At 29.1% G+C, this 25,317-nt stretch carries 24 protein-coding genes, 1 pseudogene and 1 riboswitch; of the genes and pseudogenes, 10 read left to right on the top strand and 15 right to left on the bottom strand.

Features of this window, described 5'->3' with window-relative positions:
* Positions 1 to 691: 691 nt before the first annotated feature.
* The 6 genes and pseudogenes from BUB36_RS14780 to BUB36_RS14755 form a co-directional block, all read right to left on the bottom strand.
* Entirely contained in the window at positions 692 to 2,401 is a 1,710-nt protein-coding gene (locus tag BUB36_RS14780) for an ABC transporter ATP-binding protein (RefSeq protein ID WP_073151925.1), read from the bottom strand.
* A 15-nt stretch (positions 2,402 to 2,416) separates the two neighbouring features.
* Positions 2,417 to 3,709 carry a radical SAM protein gene (locus BUB36_RS14775; protein ID WP_073151922.1) on the bottom strand — a complete coding sequence of 431 codons (1,293 nt, stop codon included), beginning with the start codon at positions 3,707 to 3,709 and terminating at the stop codon, positions 2,417 to 2,419.
* Positions 3,710 to 4,084: 375 nt separating this feature from the next.
* Positions 4,085 to 4,598: pseudogene (locus BUB36_RS20750) on the bottom strand (IS982 family transposase); the annotation flags it as partial.
* Positions 4,599 to 5,070: 472 nt separating this feature from the next.
* Positions 5,071 to 5,670: a TetR/AcrR family transcriptional regulator gene (locus BUB36_RS14765; protein ID WP_073151916.1), complete on the bottom strand. Its 600-nt coding sequence runs from the start codon at positions 5,668 to 5,670 to the stop codon at positions 5,071 to 5,073.
* A gap of 185 nt (positions 5,671 to 5,855) precedes the next feature.
* Positions 5,856 to 8,972: an efflux RND transporter permease subunit gene (locus BUB36_RS14760; RefSeq protein ID WP_073151913.1), complete on the bottom strand. Its 3,117-nt coding sequence runs from the start codon at positions 8,970 to 8,972 to the stop codon at positions 5,856 to 5,858.
* The gene (locus BUB36_RS14755; RefSeq protein ID WP_073151910.1) at positions 8,972 to 10,105 is read right to left on the bottom strand and encodes an efflux RND transporter periplasmic adaptor subunit; all 1,134 of its coding nucleotides are present in this window, start codon (positions 10,103 to 10,105) and stop codon (positions 8,972 to 8,974) included. The genes BUB36_RS14760 and BUB36_RS14755 overlap by 1 nt, the downstream gene beginning before the upstream one ends.
* A 466-nt stretch (positions 10,106 to 10,571) precedes the next feature.
* Between BUB36_RS14755 and BUB36_RS14750 the strand changes: the two genes are divergently transcribed.
* Positions 10,572 to 11,012 (top strand): YaiI/YqxD family protein, encoded by a 441-nt coding sequence (locus BUB36_RS14750; protein ID WP_073151907.1) that lies wholly within the window; start codon positions 10,572 to 10,574, stop codon positions 11,010 to 11,012.
* 28 nt (positions 11,013 to 11,040) lie between these two features.
* Here BUB36_RS14750 and BUB36_RS14745 read toward each other — a convergent pair whose 3' ends face one another.
* A complete protein-coding gene (locus tag BUB36_RS14745; protein WP_073151904.1) occupies positions 11,041 to 12,099 on the bottom strand; it encodes a DNA polymerase IV in 1,059 nt (352 codons plus the stop codon).
* 298 nt (positions 12,100 to 12,397) lie between these two features.
* Here BUB36_RS14745 and BUB36_RS14740 point away from each other — a divergent pair, with 298 nt between their 5' ends.
* The 3 genes from BUB36_RS14740 to BUB36_RS14730 are packed head-to-tail and all read left to right on the top strand — an operon-like array spanning position 12,398 to position 14,245.
* The gene (locus BUB36_RS14740) at positions 12,398 to 12,715 is read left to right on the top strand and encodes a PadR family transcriptional regulator (protein WP_073151901.1); all 318 of its coding nucleotides are present in this window, start codon (positions 12,398 to 12,400) and stop codon (positions 12,713 to 12,715) included.
* Positions 12,712 to 13,293, top strand: coding sequence for an HAAS signaling domain-containing protein (locus BUB36_RS14735; protein ID WP_073151898.1), 582 nt, complete (start codon positions 12,712 to 12,714; stop codon positions 13,291 to 13,293). Before BUB36_RS14740 ends, BUB36_RS14735 begins: the two co-directional genes overlap by 4 nt.
* Positions 13,294 to 13,300: 7 nt before the next feature.
* Positions 13,301 to 14,245, top strand: a complete 945-nt coding sequence (locus tag BUB36_RS14730) for a DUF4097 family beta strand repeat-containing protein (RefSeq protein WP_073151894.1) — start codon at positions 13,301 to 13,303, stop codon at positions 14,243 to 14,245.
* An 82-nt stretch (positions 14,246 to 14,327) separates the two neighbouring features.
* On the opposite strand, the gene BUB36_RS14725 is transcribed toward BUB36_RS14730, so the two are convergent.
* From BUB36_RS14725 to BUB36_RS14710, 4 genes are read right to left on the bottom strand one after another with little or no spacing between them, the layout of a single operon-like run.
* Positions 14,328 to 15,185, bottom strand: coding sequence for a sensor histidine kinase (locus BUB36_RS14725; protein ID WP_073151892.1), 858 nt, complete (start codon positions 15,183 to 15,185; stop codon positions 14,328 to 14,330).
* Between the two features lie 2 nt (positions 15,186 to 15,187).
* Positions 15,188 to 15,676 (bottom strand): hypothetical protein, encoded by a 489-nt coding sequence (locus tag BUB36_RS14720; RefSeq protein ID WP_073151889.1) that lies wholly within the window; start codon positions 15,674 to 15,676, stop codon positions 15,188 to 15,190.
* Positions 15,677 to 15,715: 39 nt separating this feature from the next.
* Complete coding sequence (locus BUB36_RS14715; RefSeq protein WP_084112061.1) at positions 15,716 to 15,838, bottom strand: cyclic lactone autoinducer peptide; 123 nt, start codon at positions 15,836 to 15,838, stop codon at positions 15,716 to 15,718.
* Between the two features lie 18 nt (positions 15,839 to 15,856).
* Positions 15,857 to 16,489, bottom strand: a complete 633-nt coding sequence (locus BUB36_RS14710; protein ID WP_073151887.1) for an accessory gene regulator ArgB-like protein — start codon at positions 16,487 to 16,489, stop codon at positions 15,857 to 15,859.
* Between the two features lie 212 nt (positions 16,490 to 16,701).
* On the opposite strand from BUB36_RS14710, the gene BUB36_RS19785 reads away from it, so the two are divergent.
* On the top strand, positions 16,702 to 16,845 hold the full coding sequence (locus tag BUB36_RS19785; protein WP_165613102.1) for a hypothetical protein: 144 nt from the start codon (positions 16,702 to 16,704) through the stop codon (positions 16,843 to 16,845).
* Between the two features lie 125 nt (positions 16,846 to 16,970).
* On the opposite strand, the gene BUB36_RS14705 is transcribed toward BUB36_RS19785, so the two are convergent.
* The gene (locus BUB36_RS14705) at positions 16,971 to 17,915 is read right to left on the bottom strand and encodes an SPFH domain-containing protein (RefSeq protein WP_073151885.1); all 945 of its coding nucleotides are present in this window, start codon (positions 17,913 to 17,915) and stop codon (positions 16,971 to 16,973) included.
* 16 nt (positions 17,916 to 17,931) lie between these two features.
* Entirely contained in the window at positions 17,932 to 18,351 is a 420-nt protein-coding gene (locus BUB36_RS14700) for an NfeD family protein (protein WP_073151883.1), read from the bottom strand.
* A gap of 358 nt (positions 18,352 to 18,709) precedes the next feature.
* Positions 18,710 to 18,783: riboswitch (Fluoride riboswitch) on the top strand.
* 50 nt (positions 18,784 to 18,833) lie between these two features.
* Between BUB36_RS14700 and BUB36_RS14695 the strand changes: the two genes are divergently transcribed.
* From BUB36_RS14695 to BUB36_RS14680, 4 genes are all read left to right on the top strand, one after another.
* Positions 18,834 to 20,024, top strand: a complete 1,191-nt coding sequence (locus tag BUB36_RS14695) for a cation:proton antiporter (protein ID WP_073151881.1) — start codon at positions 18,834 to 18,836, stop codon at positions 20,022 to 20,024.
* Positions 20,025 to 20,026: 2 nt separating this feature from the next.
* Entirely contained in the window at positions 20,027 to 20,488 is a 462-nt protein-coding gene (locus BUB36_RS14690) for a CBS domain-containing protein (protein ID WP_073151879.1), read from the top strand.
* Positions 20,489 to 20,603: 115 nt separating this feature from the next.
* Entirely contained in the window at positions 20,604 to 20,843 is a 240-nt protein-coding gene (locus BUB36_RS14685; RefSeq protein ID WP_073151877.1) for a hypothetical protein, read from the top strand.
* A gap of 250 nt (positions 20,844 to 21,093) precedes the next feature.
* Positions 21,094 to 22,512 (top strand): sensor domain-containing diguanylate cyclase, encoded by a 1,419-nt coding sequence (locus BUB36_RS14680; protein ID WP_073151875.1) that lies wholly within the window; start codon positions 21,094 to 21,096, stop codon positions 22,510 to 22,512.
* Positions 22,513 to 22,657: 145 nt separating this feature from the next.
* Here the strand turns inward: BUB36_RS14680 and BUB36_RS14675 are convergent, their stop codons facing one another.
* The gene (locus BUB36_RS14675) at positions 22,658 to 23,173 is read right to left on the bottom strand and encodes a GerMN domain-containing protein (protein WP_073151873.1); all 516 of its coding nucleotides are present in this window, start codon (positions 23,171 to 23,173) and stop codon (positions 22,658 to 22,660) included.
* A 6-nt stretch (positions 23,174 to 23,179) separates the two neighbouring features.
* Positions 23,180 to 24,325, bottom strand: a complete 1,146-nt coding sequence (locus BUB36_RS14670; RefSeq protein WP_073151871.1) for an N-acetylmuramoyl-L-alanine amidase family protein — start codon at positions 24,323 to 24,325, stop codon at positions 23,180 to 23,182.
* A gap of 758 nt (positions 24,326 to 25,083) precedes the next feature.
* On the opposite strand from BUB36_RS14670, the gene BUB36_RS14665 reads away from it, so the two are divergent.
* A partial coding sequence (locus BUB36_RS14665) for a hypothetical protein (RefSeq protein ID WP_073149033.1) occupies positions 25,084 to 25,317 on the top strand: 234 nt, incomplete at its 3' end.

The following is a 25,317-nucleotide window of genomic DNA, read 5'->3' as shown; positions in this document are numbered from 1 at the left end:
TTTGGTTTTATTATTTATATAAAGCTTATATACTAATAAATATAATACATTTTTTGTAAAAATTGTGTAGAAATTTGTAAATGCTTGATTTTTTTGTGTTCTTATTATTGTTTTTTAGATATTACCTAGTTGCTAGGCATTAGAACACAAAAAAGGGTCAAAAAAATCGTCACCTTTGACTCCAATATTCCTAAAGTAACTCCTTGTGCTAGTTAATTTAACTTCTTATTTTAAGATATCTTAGAGAGTTTTAATATTTCATTTGAATAATTTTAATAAACCTGTTTTTACCTTCAATATCATATAAAAAACAGGTTTATTACTTAAGCAAAAAGGAAATATTAAAACTTTCGTGATAGGAAACTAGCACAACAAGTTAAAGTATTTTCTATATGTCAAACGAAACGTCCCCTTGTCATGCGTCCCCTTGTCATGCTATATGTCAAACGAAACGTCTCCCTTGTCATTTGTGCAACATAATGAGATAGAACTGCCTCAAATTTTTATTACGAGGCAGCTCTATCTATGTCTCAGTTCATACTTTTATTTCATAAAAATTAACGTGGGCTTTCGCATCCAATACCAAAGCATCTTGTTGAAACAATTATATCTTCTTCTACTAAGGCAAAAATTTTAATCATTCTAATCACCCCCTTGTTTTTTATCTGATTTAATAATATAAATAATTATATTATTTTAATTGGCTAGATAGTATATGTTGATATACATTATTATTTTTAATCATTTCTTCGTGTGTTCCACTATCTATTATTTGTCCATTATGTAATAATAAAATGTAATCAGCTTTTTTTATAGTTGCTAATCTATGAGAAATTAAAATAGTTATACAATTCATTTTATCTATCTTATTAAAAATATAATCTTCCGTTTTAGAGTCTATAGCGGAAGTTGCTTCATCAAGGATTAATACTTTCGGTTTTCTAATTAATGCTCGTGCAATACATAATCGTTGTCTTTGCCCTTCTGAAAGCAACTTTCCTTTTTCTCCAACAATAGTATCCATACACTCAGATAAATTCATAACAAATTCATAAGCTTTTACTGCCTTAAGAACTTCTATGATTTCTTCTTCTGAGAAATTATCACCTAATAAAATGTTATCCTTTACACTCATATTAAATAAATAATCTGAATGAGTAACTTTAAAAATATTATGTCTTAAGTCCTTCAATCTTAATTCTTTTAATTGTACATTATTAATTTTAATATCTCCCTCATTTGGTAAATAATCTCTTACAAGTAGATTAACAATCGTACTTTTTCCTGAACCACTCTCTCCAACAATGGCTATTTTTTCTCCTTTATTTATTTTAAAATTAACTCCTTTTAACACTAAAAAATCTTTATATTTAAAGTATATATTACAATATTCTACTTTTATAGGACTTGGAAAGTCTTGTCCGCTAGTATAGTTTTCAGGTTTAACATTTAGTATTTCAAATATTCTAATTATTTGAGGTTTAATACTTTTTAACTGTATAAGATTATTGTTAATCATTCTTACAGGTTCATAAATCATTTGTACATATGTATAAAAAGCAAACAATGTTCCAAAAGAAATCTTATCATTAATTGTTTTAAAACCTCCATATCCTAAAATTAATATAGGTGTACACTTAATTATTAAAATCATGATATTTTCAATAAAAATAGCTATTTTAGAATGTTTATTACTCTCATCTATCCATAGTTTTATTGATTTTTCAAAATCTGTATAAAAGAAGTTTAATTTATCTAAAGCTTTTATTATATGAATTCCCTCTAGTTTTTCTCTTAAAGATTCATTTACTTTACTATATGCATCACGCTCCTTTTTTGAGGTGTTTTGTAATTGTGTAGTACAACTTCTTAATGTCATGTAATACAAAGGCATTGAACAAAAAGTAATTAGTGCTAATTGCCAATTAAGAGTTATTAATATTAACGCAATAACTATTCCATAAATCAATTGAGCAATTATTAACGGAATACTTTTTAATGCCACTGATATAACTTGAACAGTATCGGAAAGTGTTCTAGTCAATATATCTCCACTAGAATATTTAGCATATTCATCTAAAGGCATTCTTTGAAGGTGCATATACATATTTTTTTGTTCCTCTTTAATAGCTATATTACTGTACTCCTTTGTCTTATAATTAAGAATAAACGCCATATACCTCTCTATAACTGCAGCTAACAATCCTATAAAAATTATTGGTGTTAATAACCTTGTATCTTTAGGTATTATGACACCATCTATTAGATATTTTAAAATGAAAGGATATATTAAGTTAAGTAACATTGTTGTAATAAATAAACAAAATAAAATAATCTGATATTTTTTATATTTTTTTATATATTTTAATATTTGATTTGTATTACTATTTAAATTATTCATAATTTCACCGCCATACTATTTAAGATCAATCATTTTATTGTAATATTTTATGTTTTCTATTAATGTATCCCATTCATTGTTAGTTTTTGCTTTATACAATCTAATTAAAACATGCGTAAAATACATATCATTTAGGTTCACTACTTTCTCAGTTAATTTTATTTTACTATCCTTTTGAATTGCATCATTTATATGATTACTTATGCATATGCTAGGAATTAAATATTTAAACCAATAGTCTTCGAGTCTATCTTTCCTATTAAATGTAGATAGTATTTCTTGAATATTTTTATAACCTGATATGTCAAAATCATTTCTATTAACATTACCCATATAAAACTTTTCAAATTTTAATAATTCACACGGGTATACATCTCCATTTGGGAAAACAACAATTCTTCTATTTGCATCACAAAAATGATTAATGTTGTTTTTATATAATATAGATGAAATATGATGCATTACATCTGCTAGAAAAACTGGTTGATCAGTAAAAAGTGACTCAAGCGATCTGGTAAAATTATCAAACTCATCTTTAATTTCAACGACTCCTGTGGGAAGTCTACAGGGAGCTATTGCAATAGTAGACGTAAATTGTTTAAGATAGCTTGATAAATCATGTAATTTGATTTTTTGATGCTGTTTCGTATATGTACATTGTAATGAGAATTGAATATCTTCCGCTTTTAGCATTTCTAAATTTTTTAGTATTTTAGAGTGGCTGCCTAAACCTTGTTTGTCAATTCTATTCGAATCATGAAGTTCTTTAGGCCCATCTAAGCTTATTAACACTTTTATGTCATATTTTTTTAATAAGTTAATTATTTTTCCATCCAGAATTGTACCATTAGTTCCTACAGCAAATTTTATATTTTTATTAGAGAAATAATTTTCTACATATTCACAGACTTTCTTTAAAACTTTAAAATTCAATAGTGGTTCCCCACCAAAAAATCTTATTAACTCAACACTAGGATGTTGAGATAGTATTTTTTTTACAGAATTAATAGCTGTGATTTCATCCATTAATTCTTCACTTTCTCCATACGTACCCTCATCTGCATAACAATATGTGCATTTTAAATTACATTTAGTAGCTAACATTAAAGTAAGACTTTTTACTTCATCACAAAACTCAAATTTGACATCGGATAAATTTTCCAATTTTTTATTAAATTCACTTAAATCTTCCTTATTTGTTATTTTGCTTACTATTTTATCTTCTAACTCTACTAATTGCTTTTTGTATGGTAAATATGCTATATTACCTTTTTCTCTAGTTAATATTTTACAATTCTCAAAAAACATTAAATAATACCCCCATATAATTTATATTTATTAGTTAATTGGAAAAATCTACAACTGTTGAAATTTTATTATGTTCTCATAAAAGATTTTCCCTAATCAATTTATTAATATATTTATCAATACATTTATGTAACATAACTATAATGACAATTTCTATAAAAACAAATTATAAATACACTCACCTCTGATTATATGGACTGCCAAATGTAAATTTACAACATTAATATAGTTTTGGTAATAAAATGGTTAAAATAACTACGATAAGATATAAGTTAGCCTCTTGTGCTAGTTAAACGTAATTAGATAAATTTACCAGAAATTAAATACAAAAAGCTACTACCCATAAAACAGTACTAGTATTTACTGGATATATTATTCAAATGTACATACTATATGAAGCTTAAATCTATAGTAGGTTTCTTTTTTTACTGATAACGACCATACTCAACTTCTGCCTTAAAGGTTTTATTGAAGCAAGCCTTTTCAAACTTACAAACTGGTATTGCCATACTATCCACAATGCGATAATTGCTATGTGAAAAACCTGATACTAAGCAAAGTTTCTTCTGAATTTCTTTGGTTATTAGGTATAAATTGCTACGAATTCTATTAAATCTTAATCTATTACCTATAGATGGGAATAAATCTTTAAAATTACGCTTTACAAAATTAAACCATGCTTTTTCAAAATCGATAGTCATTAATTCACCGACTATACTTATGGTAATTATTTCACTATCTGAAAGCATAGCTTTGTATGAATTGCGTCGATTTACTACATTTATTAGAGCAATTTCATGGTAAATATCGTCAATTATAACGAAGGTTACTGTAAAAAAATTTTCAAATTTTTGATTTTCTTGATATCATATTTATTAAGATCTAACATATGTTTTTTCCTATCTTGTTTTTTGCTGATTACATTGACAGGTTAACATAATTGTTAGGGCTTTTGTATTTGTAAATTTAATCTATTACAACGAGTTAATTTATATAGCCTATAGACGTTATTTAATTTTTATATGCAATTTTTCCCACCTAAAAAATATATCTTAGAAATTTATGGTTTATATTCTTTAATTTTGTTATTCTGTATTATTTTTAAAACTCCTTTAAAAATCGTTCTACAAATATTGACATTAAATATTGAAACTAACCTTATTCTATTTAAAATAATTTTTAATCCTAAATTAACTCGTTGTGCTAGTTTCCTATCACGAGAGTTTTATGTCAATCTGTCAATCGAAACGTCCCCTTGTCAGTGTCAATCGAAACGGAAACAATGGGGACGGTTCTTTTTGACTCATTTCGCTCACTAGGTTTTAAGCAAAATCAGTCAGTTAGAACCATCACCCAGTGACTCATTTGATTAGTCCCTTCAAAAACGCATTCATGAATTCTTCGACATCCAGCTTGCCTTCATGGTCATATTCATCTTTACAATTTCTCACGAAATTTATTTCAAAGGCAAATTGATTAGAGCTACCAATGAAAAATAAAGCTGCTACATAGGTATCAATTTTTTTGAATAACTTTTTTTCTATCCCTTCTTCTATTATTTTCTCAATTAATCCTATCGTTTTTTTTCTAAACTCCAAGAAATATGGTTTAATATCCTTACCTATTCCACTCTTGATAGTTTCAATCTGAATCATATGTCCAAGGGCCCCATGTTTTTTAGCTAATTCTAATTGAAGATTTAATAAATGTTGCAGTTTTGTAATAGGATCTATATTTTCTTCTACAATCTCCTTAATCATATCAATATATAAATCCATCATATGTTTGACCATTTGACAAAATAAATCTTTTTTACTTTTAAAGTACTCATAGATTGTACCTTTGCCAACATTAGCTTCTTTCGCTATTTCTTCGACCTTTGCCTTATGAAACCCATCCCGTTCAAATATCTTTAAAGCTGAATAGATTATCGCTTCCCTTTTGCTTTTTTTATCTGCCATTTCATACCTCCGAATCCTAAACAAATCGCCTAAAGTCTCTTTGTAAGTTGTCAGGTTATTATATAACTTTATAATAGACATAAGGGGATAGCTCTATTTGCCATGTTTATTGCAGCAGAAAGAACTATCCCTTATAATCTATGAGAACATTCGAGTTACAATATTTAACATATCTATAACTAATATTATACTCTAACGCTTTTATTCTTAAAAAACTTTTTCTTTAAAAAGTCATTAAAATCATCAAATATAGTGTATAGAACTGGTATAAACACAAGGGTTAATAGTGTAGAAAGAAGTAATCCTCCTATAACTACTGTAGCCATTGGTGCTTGAGTTTCTGCTCCCTCTCCTATACCTAGTGCCAATGGCAATAATCCTAATACAGTTGTAAGGGTTGTCATTAATATAGGTCTTAATCTTATTGGTCCTGCATTGATAATTGCCTCTTTTCTATTTTCACCATTTGTTCTTCTGGTATTTATATAATCAACCAGCACTATAGCATTGTTCACCACTATACCTGCTAACATGATGATTCCTATGAAAGCTGGTACACTTAAGGATCTTCCAGTAATGAATAATCCAAACATACCGCCAGATACAGCTAATGGTACTGAAAACATAATAGTAAAGGGGTGGATTAAGGACTCAAATTGTGATGCTATAACCATGTAGACCAATACTATTGCTAGTAAAAGTGCCATAAATAGGTCTTCAAAGGATTCCATCATATCTTCATTTTGACCGCTAATATCGTAGCTATATCCTTCTGGCATAGGATATTGTGACAATACTTTTTCGATATCCTTTGTTATACTACCTAAATCCCTACCCATAATTTGACTGGTAACGCTTACGGTTCTTACTTGATCATCTCTATTTATAGTAACTGGACCTCTATCTATAGAAATATCCGCTATCTGATTTAACGGAACATCTATTCCCATAGGTGTTTTTATAGATGTTTGACCTAAATTGGATATACTTTCTTTAAAGATTGAATCTCCTTTTATAACTACATCTATTTCTTCACCATCGAACTTATATCTTGTTGCAGTTTGCCCTAGTATAGTTCCCTTTATTGATGATGCGATCTGTGCCGATGTTAATCCATATTGAGATGCATTTTTTCTTTTTATCTTGATTTGAACCTCTGGGATTCCTTCACCAAAACTGCTTTTTACTTCCCTAGTTCCTTCTATACCTTCAATACTGGTTTTCAAATCATCAGCAATTTTTTTAAGTTCATCTAAGTCATCACCCTTTATGTCAACAGATATCGGTGCACCAGTGCCTCCACCCATACCTTGTGAGGTAACTTCTACTCCTACTTCGGCTCCTGGAATATCCATTACCATTTTTCGAACTTCATCTGCAACTTCACTTGTACTTCTTTTTCTATCCTTTAAATCCTTAAGCACTACATATACAGAACCTGTATTTGAACTATTACTGGATGAAAATCTTCTTCCAGTTGATCCAATTGTAGAGAATATAGTTTCTACTTCTTTTATATTTTTTATGCTATCTTCTATCTCCAATACAACTTCATGGGTACTCTCAAGCTTAGACCCCTCTGGTAAAGAAATATTTACAGTAAATTGACCCTCATCGGTTTCTGGGAAAAACTCTGCCCCTACCATTACTGCAGATGCCATACTTGTTATAAATATGGCTATTGCTATAGCTACCGTTGACTTCCTATGTCCTATTGCCCAATTCAATATTTTCTTATAAATTGATTCCACCTTAGCAAATATTTTGTCAAAGGAATCATATAGAAAATCAAATAATCTAAATCTTCCATGATGCTTTTTACCCTGCATCCTATCGACCTTTAAAAACTTTGAACAAAGCATTGGTATAAGTGTTAAAGATACAATCAATGAAGCTCCAAGGGACATTGCTACCGATAAAGAAAATTCTTTAAATATAGCTGATGTTATTCCTTCTACAAATACCATTGGTAAAAATACTGCTACAGTAGTAAGGGTAGAAGCAGTAACTGCCATACCAACCTCCTGTGCTCCTTTGATAGCAGCTTCTTTTCTTGAATACCCTTCTTGTCTGAATCTATATATATTTTCAAGAACAACTATGGCATTGTCAACAAGCATACCTACCCCTAATGCCAATCCTCCTAAAGTCATCATATTTAAGGTTATCCCATAAAAGTATATCAGTATAAATGTTGCAATAATAGAAATCGGTATTGCTGTTCCGATTATAAAGGTTGTTCTTACATTTCTTAAAAATAGATAAAGTATAAATATGGCTAAAACTGCTCCAACAATGGCATTTTTGATAACGTTATCTATGGATTGTTTGATAAATTCCGATTGATCCATAACCACATTTATTTCTATATCTGGAAACTCATTTTTAAGCTTCTCTAACTCTTGATTCACCCTGTCAGCAACCTTTACAGTATTTGTCCCAGACTGTTTTTGTATAGAAATATTTATACTATTTTTCCCATTAGTCTTAACTATTGACTCTACCTCTTTATAGTTCATATTAACATCGGCTATATCTGATAAATAAACGATACCTCCACTTGGAAGAGTAATTGGAAGACTGCTGATTTCTTCCACAGATTGAAATTCACCCATGGTTCTAATGGTTAATTTCTGTTTCCCCTTTTTTACTTCTCCACCTGGTAAATTTAGATTTTCAGCTCTTAAGATTTGAGATAAGCGGTCTATTGTAAGTCCATAACCATTTAATTTTTCCATATTAACTACAACTTCTATTTGGTTTTCCTTTCCTCCTGAAACATCAACAGAGGCTACACCTGGTAATCTCTCGAGCTTGGGCTTAATACTGTCTTCTCCGATTACTTGCAGCTTAGCTAAATCTCCACCATTTGATAATGATAATTGTATTATCGGAAAAGCATTGGGATCTATTTTTAAAACCATTGGTGTTCCAGCTTCTTCAGGCAAAAGCCCCTTTACCATATCAACCTTTTCCCTCATATCTAGTGTGGCAAAATCCATATCAGTTCCAAAAGCAAATTCAGCAACAACAATAGAACTGCCTTCCGAAGATATAGACCTTACATTTTCTATATCACTTACTGTGGCAATGGCTTCTTCGATAGGTTTGGTTACTAATTCTTCCATTTCTTGAGAACCAACGCCGCTATATGATGTCGAAACAATTGCTATTGGTACTTCTATTTCTGGAAACAAATCAATAGGTAGCTTAGTTAGAGATACTACCCCTAAGATAATTATCATAAAGGTAATCATCACAATAGTAACTGGTCTTTTTACAGCTATTTTTGATAGATTCATTATTTATCACCTCTAACTACCTTTACTATGGAGCCATCATCAACATAATTTTGCCCTTTTACTATTACTTTTTCGCCTTTACTTATTCCTTCTAAAATTTCCACATATACTCCTGTATCTAATCCCGTTTTAACTGCCTTTTTAACTGCCTTATTATCCTCTACTACATACACAACCATTTTTCCGTCACTTTGTACAACTGCTTCACTTTTTATGGCTACAACATCTTCTCTGACATCGGTACTTAGTTTAATCTTTGCAAACATTCCTGGTTTTATGATATGTTCGTTATTTTCTATATAAATACTAACAGAATAAAGCTGTGTTTTGGCATCGGCAGCTGGGCTTAATTTGTCTATTTTCCCTATAATGTTTTCATCAGAGATTGCTGGTATTTCCACAACTACTTCTTGACCTAAATGTAAATCATTTATAACGTTCTCAGTAACGTTTATCTCAACATATACCCTATCCATATCTATAATTGTCATAGCTGGCTGAGCATTGGATGCCATTTCTCCCTCCTCAATATTTACTACAGAAACTATTCCATCTATGGGAGATTTAACGGATGTATCCTTAAGACTATCTAATGCTTGGGTGAGTCCAAGCTGAGCCTGTTCATATTGAGCTTTTACTGCATCTATAGATGTACTGGAAGCTGCAAGCTGAGCCTGTTCATATTGAGCTTTTGAAACGGCTCCCTGTTCATAAAGTTCTTTGGTTCTTTCAAAGTTGGTCTTAGCATTTTCAATGCTTTCTTTAGTTTTTTCGTAATTGGCTTTAGCACTATCTACAGATTTCCTAGCCTGATCAACTTGCTTTTGTACATCTTCCTTATCCAAAGTAAATAGTACTGAATCCTTTTTTACTTTAGTTCCTACATCACTAATTATTGAAGCTACTTTCCCTGGAATTTTAGGAAAAATCATGACTTCTTTATCGGCATGTACTTTACCACTAAATGTTATTTCCGTAGATATAGTTTTTATCTCAGCTTTTTCAACTGCTACTGGTACATATTTCTCCTTTATTCCTTCATTAACATTAACTGCTTTTTTTCCTCCACAGCCCACTAATAAGCTCATTAATAGTAATGTTGCTAAAAATAAAGCTAATATTTTTTTCTTCATTCTTTTCCCTCCATGTTGTTATATTCAATAACAAAGGCATTAATTTAGACTATGTAAATGCCTATTATAACACTTTACTGGATATAATTTCTAAGTTTCCTAAAGACAAAACTCAGAACTGACCAGTCAGTCTTATTATATTATAATAGTCCTAACTATAAAAGTCAAATATTATATTTGTAGGAATATTTTATTTAACATAACTATAATATATGACTACTTTTAAAGCATAGCTTTGTTATGTTAAATTTAGATTTTTCATATTACTAAATCTTTAATGAATAATTTAGGTTTAACATAACATATTTTTATCTTATAATAAATAAAAGACATGTTAAATTAATATATAGATATTCCAGTAAAACAGTTAATTTATACACATCAAAAATCTTTAAAAACTCTGGATATTTTAGTATGTATAAATTAAATTTTACTATTGGAAATCTATATGATAAGGAGATTATTTATGAAAATTCTTGTTGACGCCGATGGATGCCCAGTAAAAAATATCATTGTAAAAGTAGCAAAGGAATATAACATACCTGTGATAATGTTCACAGATACCAGTCATTTAATTGATGATGGATATTCAAAGGTTGTAACTGTAGGAAAGGGATTGGATTCTGTAGATTTTGCTCTAATAAATAATGTAAATAAAGGTGATATCATTGTCACACAAGACTATGGTCTTGCCACCATGGCTTTATCAAAAAAATCCTATGCTATAAATCAAAATGGTCTCATATATACAAATGAGAATATTGATAGATTATTGTTTCAAAGATATTTATATCGTAAAACAAGAAAAGCAGGAGGTAAAACAGTTAACCCCAAAAAAAGAAAAAAGGATGATAATCAGAGATTTGAAAAGAGTTTAAGGAATTTAATTGCAAACATTATCGTATAATTGCCATATATGGTATAATATCACTCTTTCAATCCTGTAAATTATCAAAAAATGATAACTGTTCAGCATAATTATCGGATAAATTTGATACTGTTAAACCTATAAGTCTTATTCCACTATCTACATCAATTTCATCTAAAATTTCTGAAGCAATACCATAAATCTGCTCATGCCCATCTATATGATCATGAAGGGTTCTACTTTTTGTATGTATTTCAAAATTTGAAGCTTTGATTTTAACGGTAACAGTTTTTGCAAGAACTCCCTTCTTAATTAAGTACCTTGAAATATCCTTTGAGAATTCAATCAAATGTTTTTTAAGATATTCTCGGCTCTTTGAATCCTCCTTAAGGGTCATCTCTCGTCCTACAGATTTTCTTTCTCTACTAGGTGTTACTCGTCTGTTATCTATGCCACGGATTCTATAATATATTTCATTCCCATATTTTCCTAAAAATTCTACTAAATATTCCTTTGGCAGCTTCAGCAAATCTTCTACAGTGTAGATACCAATATTATTTAATTTTTCAGCGGATTTTTTCCCTATTCCATAAACCTTTTTTATAGATAAAGGCTTTAAAATATCTGGAATCATTTCCTCTTTTATAATCTTAATTCCATCAGGTTTATTCCAATCTGACGCCAACTTAGCTAAAAACTTATTATAGGAAATACCAACCGATATAGTTAATCCTGTTCTTCTTATCACTTGCTCTTTTATAAAATAAGCTATTTTAACAGAATCTTCCTCTATATTGGTAACATCTAAATATGCTTCATCTATAGATAATGGCTCTACTATATTAGTTATCCCATAAAAAATCTTAAAAACTTCTCTTGATACCTCCCTATAACGTTTATGTCTTACAGGCACAAATACTCCATGGGGACACCGCTTTTTAGCCATAAATATGGGCATGGCAGAATGAACTCCAAATCTCCTTGCCTCATAGGAGCAGGTACTCACAACCCCTCTATCGGTTTGCCCTCCTACAATTACAGGTTTTCCTTTAAGTTTAGGATTATCTCTCTGCTCTACAGACGCAAAGAAGGCATCTAAATCAACATGAATAATTTTTCTATTCATAATTATCGCTCCTCCTAAAGCAATTTTATCAAACGCTTGTTCTCATTGACAACCCTTTTTAGTTTTTTTATACTATAGGAATTTAAGTAAAGACTTTAATTTACACATATAAATTTCCAATAGTAAAACTCAATTCATACATATCAAAATATCCAGAGATTTTTGATGTGTATAAATTAAATGTTTTACTGAAATATCTATATTAAAAAATTATTTTAGTACCTTGCATAACAAGATAGCTTTTTGTATAATATAATTGTATAAGATAATATCTAATTCTCGAAAGGACAGGTAGAATATGAATATACAATTTAAAAAAGGGGTACTGGAATTATGTGTACTATCTATACTTACTAGAAAAGATTGTTATGGCTATGAGCTTGTAAATGATATATCTAAAAACATTGCGATATCGGAAGGAACCATATATCCTTTGTTAAGGAGACTGACAAAGGAAGGTCTTTTCTCCACTTATCTTAAGGAGTCTCAAGAAGGACCTCCAAGAAAATACTATAGATTAACTAAGCGTGGTCAAGAAGTCAAGGATGAGTTGACTAATGAGTGGTTTGCCTTTGTGGAAGGTGTGAATACAATTATTAGGGGGAATGATGAATGAATAAAGATGAATTTTTAAAGGAATTAGATATTTTACTTAATAATTTACCTTCAGATGAAAAACGTGAAATATTATTTGATTATGAAGAGCATTTTAGTATAGGGCTTAAAGAGGGAAAAACCGAGGAAGAAATAATAGAAAATCTGGGAAGTCCAAAATTTATAGCTAAACAATATAACGCAAATTATATGGTAAATCAAGCAGAATCTAATCCTTCAGCTTCAAATATCTTTAGAGCAGTATTTGCCATTATTGTACTTGGTTTTTTTAACTTAGTCTTTGTTTTAGGACCTTTTATAGGTATAATCGGTTTATTGATAGGACTTTTCGGAGCTTCTATAGGGATAACTATTGCAGGTATATCTTTATTTGGTGGAATAGCTACATTTTCTGTATTTGATCCATATATATCTTTACCTATAGCTTTAACATCAAATGCTGGAGGAACTATTTTTTTGGGTATAGGTTTAACTTCACTAGGATTAATTTTTTTTATAGGAAATTGTTATTTAGCTAAATGGCTATATATTTTAACTATAAAATATCTTAAATTCAATTTAAAAATTATCGGGAGGTAAATATCTAATGAATATAAAGAAAATTGTTCTATGGCTATTTGTAATAGCGGTGGTTTCTCTTTCGATATCAATAATGTTATTTATAAACTCTGGAATTACATTAGATGATTTTAAAGATTCTAATACTAATATTAATATAGACATGAATAAAAACTTTAGCTTAAATGATTTTGCAAATATGCAAAATGATATAGAATTAAAAGGTAAATTTAAAGAAACTATAAATGATGAAAGGATTTTTGATGCAGCCGATATTCAAATTATAAATGTTAATACAGTAAGCAGTGACATCGAACTTTTTTCTGAGGACAGGGATGATATTAGGATTCACTTTGAAGGCTCTATAGCTTCCAGTAAAGAGATAATATTACCTGAACTAATTACGGAAAATGAAAACGGTAGCTTATTAATTGATATAAAGCATAAAAGCAAAATGAATATAGGCTATTATACATCCAATATTAGAGTACATGTATATATTCCAAAGACCTATTCCAAGGATATTATCATAAAGACTACTTCTGGGGAAATATACCTAGATTATATTGATAATATTAGAAATGCCAGCTTAAAATCAGTATCAGGAGATATAAAAGCTGAATGTCTATATACTGAAAAAACTATGCTTGAAAGCACTTCAGGAAGTGTAAAAATAGAGGATTTTAAAGGTGAGTTAAAATGTATAACCACATCTGGAGACATAAAAATAAATGTTAATAGTCTTACTGATAATATATTTTGCAAATCAATATCGGGAGATACTAAAATCCAGCTTCCAGAAAAATCTGAGTTTTATCTTGAAGCAAAATCAGTTTCAGGAGACGTTGGCTGTGAATTTCCTATAATTATGGAAGGAAAGCTTAGCGACAATAAAATAAATGGAAAAATAGGAAATGGAAAAAATAAAATCAATGTCTCAACAGTATCAGGTGATATAAAAATTACAAATTAATAGATAAGATTAAAGATACCAATAGTCTAAGGTCTCAACAAATGAGACCTATATTTATTTTTTATAGCATTAACACCTTAAACTATTTCTTAGGAAGAAAAACTGTAAATATGGTCCCAACTCCCTCAAAGCTTTCTACGGTTATCCTCCCCTTATTTTTATGAACAATCTTTTTAACAATGCTAAGTCCATATCCATGTCCGCTACCTTTTTTAGTTGTATACCCTTGTTTAAATATCTTATTTATAATTTCCTCCGATATTATAGGATAAGAATTTCCAATAGCAAAAATATATTCATTATCTTGCTGCATTATATCTATGGTCAAGATTTTTTCATCCTCATAACAATTTTCAAGCTCATATATAGCATTATCGATTAAGTTAAATAATACAGTACAGATGTCCACAGAATCTATGGCAATATCTTCTAAAGAACAGTCAATATCGAACTCAACTTCAATACCTTTATTTTCAGCTATGGCACATTTTCTACATATGATTGCCGCTACTTCAGGATTGCCGATAGCTGAAATAGAAAACATCTTTGTGGTTCCTCCTGCCACTTTTTGAATATATCTTAAAGCTTCATCTCCTTTTTCAAGTTGTATAAGTCCTGTTATTACATTAAGATGATTATGAAAGTCATGCTTTTGTGCTCTAAGGGCTTCAATTACTTCAGTGGAATGATTAAGCTTTCTATTTGCTTCTTGTTCTTTTTCAACTAGCTTTACGATATAGAAAACCCATATAACTACACTAATTCCTAATCCATTTATAAGTATTGCTAGAAAATTGGGATAATTGTAATTGATTTTTTGTGTATAACCTACAGATGTTATGATAGCTTGATTAGTTATCAATGTAGCTGAAATGCTCTGTACCAATATTAATATTATAACTGCTATATATGTTCTTTTATTGATTATCGTTTTTTTCATGTTTAAATTTCCTCTTTTTCACTAAAAGAATTAATATCTATAATTGAAATTTTAAATATATACCCAATTATAAATACTATTATTAAAGGAATATCTGATATAATGGTTCCCATTAACCTTATGAAAGAGTTATCAAATAAATCTTCCATGGTTATGTTGAATACTTTAAAAACATTATACATAAGTATTCCCTCACCTACTGAAACCAATAGAAAAGAAATCAATATTGCTATAATTGAAGTACTCAATTTTTGTTTTCCAATAAACTTTAGAATAGCAATAAATAATAATATTATAACGAAAGAATGGGTACCAAGAGGAATTTTATATATTTTATAAAAAGTCCTCACTCCATAAATGGCTAATGAATTTATACAACTAATAAAAACTAAATTTTTAGAATCTAACCTTATACCTATAATACTTAACCCAGTTCCTGCAAACAAAAAACCCTCTATCAAAATTGAAATAAACAAAATCAATAATTCCATTTTCCAAAACACTCCTTTAAAAAACCTATATTGTAATAATTAATCTTTAAGTTGGTCAGGAATTTCAGGTTGATAAGTTCCAACCCAGCATGCAGATGCTGCATTTGTAAAGGCAAGGAAAGTAAGAACTCCGATAATCATTTGTAATATTCTTCTTTTCATATAAATCCCTCCTCTTTTTTATTTTATCATGTGTAAGCTTTTATCAAAACGGTTTAATAACGCATATCCCCAATCCGTGAGTGAAAAACACTGCCACAAAACCCCTAAGGTAGAGGCATAAATCATCATATGGCTTTTTATAGCACCAACATACCATAGAACGCATAATCCAAACCATATAAATAATGCTGAAAATGAAAGCTTTCTCAGTTTTTGTTTCTTTACTTTTGTGGTTATAGGTTTCCCAGGAGTGTCTGCAGGAGCATATTTGTTAATGATCAAAATTGAAAATATAAATACAATAAAAATAATAATAGCTAAAATACCCTTATTAGGATGGGTATATTTTGTTATAATGCCCAGTATATTCATCAGGACAGTTCCATATATGGTACATCCAAGCATACTTGAGGAATGGGCTCCTCCCGAAAACGTACGAAGTATTGCATTTGTCAGTATTATGATTAAAACATTGGGGAAAATACCCAATAATAGTGCAGCGAACAAAGCAAATCCCAGACTGAAAATTGCACTGATCACAAGATGAATGGAATACTTTAAAATAGCCTCTTGGTCTTTATCTATCTCTAAATTTCTTCTAAAATAATTAATTAAATTATTGGCAACCCCATCAACATTAAACTTCTTCATTTTTTCCCCTCAAGAATAATTTTAATTTTATTTCATGAAATAAAATCAAAATAATATTTGACGATATTTACAAAAATCATAAATATTGTATATACTTCTATATTCATCTGAAAATTCCTTCAAACTTCTGAAAATAATCTTATAATTTGTAGGATTTATGAAAATACTAAGGATAGATTTTATAATCAAATAATATTAGGAAGGAGACTTTTATGGAATCAAAAAATAGATTAAATGAAGTTCCATTAGCTAATATAAATGATGGCGAGTTAAAATCCATCAAAAATTTAGAAAAGCAGCTTAATGATAAATATTATCTTATAGCTTTTAATAAGGAAGAGAACTTAAAGCCTTAAAAGAAACTCCAATGTTTAAGTTAATCCCTTATGTTAGTTTCTTACAAGTTTTGATATTTCCTTCTCACTTATGTAGAAAAAACATGTAAAGAGCAGATCCTTGTCTGCTCTTTAATCATCTTTAATTATGCTTCTACTTCTTTTTCTTCATTTTTTACTATTTCTGACATTGAAGTTGCTAATCCAGCTAAACTTTGTATTTCAGAAGGTATTATTATCTTAGTTGCTTTACCATCTGCTGCTTTAGCAAAGGCCTCTAAGCTCTTGATTGATATAACTTCCTTGCTTGGTGATGCTTCATTAAGCATTTTTAGACCTTCAGCTGTAGCCTTCTGTACCTTTAGAATAGCTTCTGCCTTACCTTCTGCTTCTCTTATAGCTGCTTCCTTGGTAGCTTCTGCCCTAAGTATTGCAGCTTGTTTTTCTGCCTCCGCTTCAAGAATAGCAGATTCCTTCTTACCTTCCGCTCTAAGCACTGCTGATTTCTTTTCCCCTTCAGCCCTAAGAATAGCTTCTCTTCTCTCCCTTTCAGCCCTCATTTGCTTTTCCATTGCCTCTTGAATATCTTGAGGAGGTATTATATTTTTAACCTCCACACGATTTACCTTTATACCCCATGGATCAGTTGCTTCATCTAGTATACTTCTCATCTTAGTATTGATAATATCCCTTGAAGTTAATGTTTCATCAAGCTCTAGTTCACCTATAATATTTCTTAATGTAGTTGCAGTAAGATTTTCAATAGCAGCTATCGGATTATCCACCCCATAGGTATACAGCTTTGGATCAGTAATCTGGAAATATACTACTGTGTCTATCTGCATAGTAACATTATCCTTAGTTATAACTGGTTGTGGTGGAAAATCAACTACCCTTTCCTTTAAAGACACCTTCTTTGCAACTCTATCTATTAAAGGTATTTTAACATGCAATCCAACCTGCCATGTGCCTTGGTATGCACCAAGTCTCTCAATTACATAAGCATGGGCTTGAGGTACAATCCTTATATTTGATACTACTAATAAAATAGCAATTATTATTAAAAGCATAGGTATAATTAATCCAAACATAATAAATCCCCCTTATTTATTTTTCTTGTTTTCTTTTAACTATTAGTTTGACTCCCTCAACCTTAATTACTTCAACCTTAATATTCTTCTCTATTTCTTTATTGTCATAGGCTTTTGCAGTCCAAATTTGCCCTGCAACCTTAACCTGTCCTGTATTGAAAGGCTCAATCTCTTTTGTGACTATACCAACCAAACCAACCACACTATTTACATTGGTTTTAGTTGTTCCAATTTTTAAATATTTTTTAGCAATGGGTCTTGTAAAATATACAAACACCCCTGAAGCTATTAAAAAAACGAAAATTTGTCCAACAATCCCCACATCAATCATAGCAACAAGCATTGCAGATAAGGCTCCTAATGCAAACCAAATTGTCGTAAGCCCTAAAGTAAATGCTTCAATTATTACAAATAATACTGCTATAACTATCCACATAATTGGATAAGAAAATTCAATACCAAATATTCTCTTCGCCCCCCTTTCCTAAGAAGACACATTATTTCTTCTAAAGAATCCATATAGTAAAGCTTAATTTGTTGATATCAAAAACTCAGTATTTTAAAAATTTTTGATGTATATAAATTAATGATTTTACTTGAGTCTTTATAATATTATACCATTTATCAATAATATATCACTATTTTTAATGTAAAATAACAATTAATATTTTATGACATAGTATAGGTAGTTAATTTAGCACATTGCCATAATTTCTACCCTAATAATTTCATTATAGGTATTGAATTAGTTTTTACTTCATTATATAATTAATAACGTTATTAATCATATAATTTTTATAGTAGGGAATGAAGTTCTCCCTGGAATGATGTTCCAAACCGCTGATGAGCTAATGACTTCTATGCATATATGCGTAGAAGTATATTTTTTTGTCAAAAATAATTATAGGAGGAATATATATGATAACAAGTATTATGATAATTTTATTACTAGGAATTTTAGCCAACAAAATCTTTAGTTTCATTAAACTACCAGGTTTACTAGGTATGATTTTAGTTGGAATTGCTATAGGTCCTTATGGTCTTAATTTATTAGATAAATCAATTTTAGATAATTCATCAGATATAAGGATGCTTGCTTTAATCGTTATTCTACTAAGGGCAGGGTTGGGGCTAAATAGAGAAATACTTAATAAAGTTGGTAAAATTGCAACAAAAATGAGTGCTATACCATGTTTACTAGAGGGTTTTACCATAACTATAGTTGCCTACAAGCTTTTAAAATTACCTTTTTTAGAAGCGGGAATGTTAGGATTTATAGTGGCAGCAGTTTCTCCTGCTGTTGTAGTTCCATCAATGTTGTATTTAAGAGAAAAAAACCTTGGAATGAAAAAAGGAATACCTATCATAATTTTGGCTGGCTCTTCTGTTGACGATGTTTTTGCCATTACTTTATTTACTACCTTTTTAGGGCTATCTTTAAATACAAAGTCTACCATTTCATTGCAATTATTACAAATTCCTATCCAAGTTATAGGTGGAGTTTTAATCGGTTTGACTTTTGGATATATATTATATAAAGTATATAGACTTAAAAATATAAAATTAAATGACATGGAGAAGCTGGCAATTTTAATCGTAAGTGCTCTTATAATTGTAATAGTAGGTGATATAACCCATATAGCAGGATTACTTGGTGTTATGACCTTAGGGTTTATACTTCTTGAAAAAGCTAACGATTTTGCATCAAATTTTGAAAAAGAATTAAATAAAGTATGGTTCTTTGCCCAGATATTTTTATTTGTCCTAATTGGAGCAGAAGTCAATATCTATGTTGCATGGGATGCTGGTTTATTAGGTGGTATAATTATTTTAATAGGTTTAATCGCTCGTTCAATAGGAGTAATAATTGCCCTTTACGGTTCTAATCTAAACATCAAGGAAAAAATCTTTTGTACTGTAGCCTATACCCCAAAAGCAACGGTTCAAGCAGCTATAGGCGGAATTCCTCTTGCTATGGGAGTATCATCGGGAAATCTAATTCTTGCAATAGCAGTTCTCTCTGTTATCATTACTGCACCTTTAGGAGCCATAGGCATAAAACTGCTTGCCCCAATATTATTAGATAAGGAGTGGGAAGGAGGGAGTTAAGTATGATTGCTAAAAACGTAATGAATAGAAATGTTGTTTCTATCAAGCCAGATGACACTTTAAAGGATGCTGTAGCTTTAATGGTTAAGCATAGTATTAGCGGACTACCAGTCATAGATGAAAATAAAAATATAATAGGTATAATTAGTCAAAGCGATGTTCTAAGACATGGTAAAAAACCATTTATTCTTGAAACCGTTGATTTACTCGAAATCTTTCTTTATGAGCAAGAACCTGAAAACTATGAAAAAGAATTAAAAATTGCATTAAATATGAAAATCAAAGATGTAATGACTAAAAATATTATAGCAGTTTCAGAAAACACACCCGTTGGTAAAATCGCTCATTTAATGATAGAAAACGAAATAAATAGAGTTCCAGTTATAAAACAGGGCAAGCTAGTAGGTATTATTGGAAGAGAAGATATTATTAAAGCCATCGCAGAGGTAGGTGAAAAAGCTTAGAAAAGGAGTAATTTAAAAATATTTGTTGAAAATAAAATAAAAATGGAGGAATTCCCATTAATGAAGTATAATTATATAATAAAATAATCCACATTTAACCTAAGGGGGCTGAGATATGAGAAGAAAGATTTATCCATATAATGGAAGGAGATATCTCATAGATATTAATCCATTATCTAAGGTCGTACATGATCTTGAAAATGAAAAGAAAAGCTGTAATATCCACAAAGTTATCAAACCTCATGTTAAAATGCTTGATAACCAGTCTCAGGTTAATAGGTTTTTACTCTTAAACGGAGATTATTCTTTTTGCAAATGCTGTTTGCCTGAAAAATACCAATACTATAATAAATAAAATTGAATCAAAAATTTATCTTTTCCTTTAATTTTTATAAAATAATCCTTTAAAAATACAGCTTATTTATTTGGTAATATTTGTATTTGTTAAATGCCCAATAATTACTTTACTATTATTCTAATTATTATATAATGTGAGATATACCATAATTTCATTGCACCTATAATCGGAGTTATTATTTTTATTAAATACAGAAACTGAAATTAACCATCTATAATATATAGTTGTATTATAACGGGTGATAATTATGATTATAAATTTTCGTACTTTATTGATACTACTAGTAGTAGCTATATTTGCAAACTCAACTTTGGGCATTTTTTTGCCTGTATATTTTCATGCAAAAAATACAGTTCTTTTTCAAATAATCCTTACATCCTTTCTCTCAATACTGACTGCTTTTGTAGCTCTAAAGCTTATAAATAAGAAATTATCTGATCTCCATAAAATAGCTAATGAAATAGTTAAAGAAAACCCAGATACAACTACAAACAATAAGAACAATAATCATTATTTTAAAAATATCTATTATTTTCTTGATAATATTGAAACAATCCTTAAGAATTACAATCACTTTATAACAAATCAAAATGTGCTTCTTCAAAAATTTTCTATACTCAATGACAAGCTTAAGAAAAGCAATCAAGTACGAGAGGTTATGTTAGAGGTAAGTAATTCTATACTTGAAATTAATAATACAGAAGAACTATTTAAACTTATTCTTGAAAAATTAATAAGTATCATAGATGACGCAGATAAAGGAAGTTTTATAGTTTTAAATGAAAATAATCTTCTTGAATATAAAGCTGTTGTTGGCTATAATTTGATGGAGTTAAAGGGAATTCAGTTTAAGCTTGAAGAAACCTTTCTATGGAAAAAAAATTTTGGCAATATTACTCAGCCATGTATTATTAAAGATATTCGTTCCTTTGATAATTCTCATTTAAGTGATGATACTTATAAAGCCTTAGACCGTATAAATGCTTTAGATATTAAAACCTGTCTAAGTATACCTATAATTATCGACAACATATTATATGGTATGATTAATATTGATAGCTTTAATATAGATGCATTTAATGAAGAAAATATTATAATTGCTGAATATTTTTCAAACCAGGTAAGCATTGCTATAAAAAATCATAAACTTATAGAAAAAATACTATATCTATCTAGATATGACAGTATGACAAATACATATAATAGATGCTACTTTGAACAGCTATTAGATAAATTTTTCAAGAAAGCTTCTAGATATAATGAAAGCTTCTGTATAGCTATGTTTGATTTGAATAGTTTAAAGCAAATCAATGATACCTTCGGTCATGATGTGGGAGATACAGTAATATCTAAATTTGCAAATGTTCTGAAAGATAATATTAGAGAATCAGATCTGTTTGCTAGGTATGGAGGAGATGAATTCATTGGAGTGTTCTTTAATTCAACTCCTAAGGATATAAGAAATAGATTAGAGAGTGTAATAGAATATTTTAATAATAATCCATTACATATAAAATGTCAAAATATCACTATTAGCTTTAGCTATGGTATAACCCATTTTCCTGAAGAATCTAAAGATTTAAATTATTTAATAAAGCTGGCTGACAAAAGAATGTATGAATATAAAAGGATATCCAAGGGTAAGGTGTGTACAAATAGCAAATAGAGTCAGGCTTGAATTATTCCTTAACTTTCTTATCGCTTGTTAGCCTTACTTTCTCTGTGTAAAGAACAGGCAGGGATTCCCACCCACTATATGATACGCCCTTCGCTTGGCACACACCCTGCCCCCTTTTGTCCTATTATTTAATTTATTTTTCTTTTTCTCTATATATTTTACCACTTACAACCAATTCTCCTAACCCCTCTACAAATTTTCCTTCTACAAAAATAGCCACATATTCTACTGAATCAAATTGAGCTAACGTATCATATATTGCTGTATGAAAATATCTTACATCGTTATGTTCTCCCTCATAATAAAGCAATGCTTTATTAAAATTTATCTTCACTTTTTTTTCTTCTTCTACATATTCAACATTCAAAACTTTTAATTTGTTAACATTTAATGAACTACGCACATCTTTAGGTATGTTTTCTAACTTGAATAATTCATAAATTATTTGTTCTTCTATATTTTTACTACTCAAACTAACTTTTTTTTCTATAACTCCACCATCTATAGGATTTTCATATATTAATTTATATTCACTTTTATTTTCATGTGTTTCCATATCTATAATTTTAACTTGTTTTTTTTCGCATCCATTTAAAGTTAATAAAAATATTAAAATTAAACAAATTGTTATATAGTAATTTTTAATCATTTTTAATTAATACCCCCACCACCATTTCCTTATTCCTACATAAATTGACTTAGCAAGAGTATTTTGTCCACTTGAAGTAGTTAAGTATTTTCTATCATATGAATTAGTAATAAAACCTGCTTCAATTAATACGCTAGGCGTTTCAGATGTTTGAAAAACCCAATAATTTTTAGGAGCTATCCCACTGCCACCTTGTCTTTTTTTCATACCAGTGAATATATGCATTTGATCTACTATATTTTTCGCTAATGATTTGCTCAATGTTGAATCACTATATCTTTCATCTTTGTAAAATACTTCTATACCATTGGCACTTGCTGTATTGAATCCATTACAATGAATAGATATAAACATGTCAGCTTTTTTTTCAGCAGCAATACGTCCCCTTGCATGACAATCTTCTTTATCTGTTTCTTTTAAATGGTAATCTCCGCTCCTTGTTAAATACACCGTAGCACCTTTTGCTTCTAAATATCCTTTTAATTTTTTAGATATCTCCAAAACTACATTTTTTTCTAAAAAATTACCATATTGTGCATGATTAAATTTACCACCATGACCAGGGTCTATAACTATAACAGGATTAGGTACGTCTGGAATAACTCTAGATACATTATCTTTATTGAATAAGGTACTATATTCATCTTCAGTACTTGATGTCCTTATAATAGTTGCTGTGAAATCTATTTCACTATCAGAACTATCAATTTCAATACCATTGTTTAATAATTTAATTTCTTTTATATGTCTAAAATTTTCAAATATAGTTTTAGTTAATGTACTTGCTAAATTAGATAAACATTCAAAATCTTGTCTTTTTATATCTAAATTAACGATTATCTTTTCCCCTTCTAAATTAACATCTACTAAACTTATATTTTTACTGAATGTATAATCATATACTGATTTTGGAATATTTATTTCATTAAATACTTGTATTATTAATTCTTTTTCAATATCCTTAATCTCAGAATTCAGTTTTATACTCTTTGATATATAATCTCCATCAATAAAATTAAAATAAAACAAATTAAAATCTTTTTTATTATCTGCGTTACTTGTAGTTACTTGTCCAGCATAAGCAAACATAGAAGATAATAAGACTAAAGCTAAAATAAATACTAAACTTCTTTTTATTCTCTTATACACCATAAAAATACCCTCCTCTTTCTATTTTGGATAAAATAAAATCATCTACATTTTTCATTTCCTTTTATAAAGCCTTCTTGATTTTCATATAAAGTAAATTTTTTTATTTGGAGTTCTTATTCTATTCATCACTTATCCTCCTCGCTTTTCTATTTGTAGTCTAGGGGTCAGGCTTGAAGAATTTACTTATTAAAATCACTAACACCATAGAAAAAATGAATAATTCAAGCCTGACCTCTTGTTTTTTCTGTAATTAGAATAACATATATATTTTGAAAATTATGTAATAGAAAGTCGATTATGGAAATTGTAACCTTTTTGTAATTTTACTTAATTTTAAGAATTATTTTAATTTTGCTTCTTGTGATAGTTATTTAAATTTTTTATTTGTAAAATACCTTAGAAAGTTTTAAGATTTCATTTGAGTGATTTTTATAACACATAAGAAATTATAAACCTATCAAATTATATATAATTCCCGTTATGTGTTTCAAAAAAGTCTTTTTGTACTTCCTATTAAAAATTTTTTTATATAATTAGAGATAAACAACTTCAAGGTTTAATAAATTTCAAAGAAAAAATGTAGAAGCGTTCATTGTTTTCTTTGAAATTTATTTTAAATGTTAATGTTGTTTATCTATATCAGACAATAAAACTTAGTGTAAAATTATTGTAGGAAAAAAATAAAAAGAGAATAGCTTCTTATGTTAAGATGGAAGTGTATAAGCAACACATCAAAACATATGAAAGGAGCTATTCTCATGAATAATATTATACAGGAAATTATGACAAAAATCATTAAAGATAACAATAAAAATATGGAAAAACTATTTACAGAGCATAAGGACATTTCAAGATATATTTTAGATACTAAGAAAATGCTTGATGAAATAGGAATAGCTATAGTAGAAGAAGCATTGAAGATATGTGATGAAATTATAAAAGAATCTTCTAATAGGAAAAAGAATTGGTATGTACAACGTAAGGCAGATGAA

The organism is Paramaledivibacter caminithermalis DSM 15212, from assembly GCF_900142245.1.
Lineage (GTDB): Bacteria > Bacillota > Clostridia > Peptostreptococcales > Caminicellaceae > Paramaledivibacter > Paramaledivibacter caminithermalis.
This window is presented reverse-complemented; position numbering and strand designations above follow the sequence as displayed.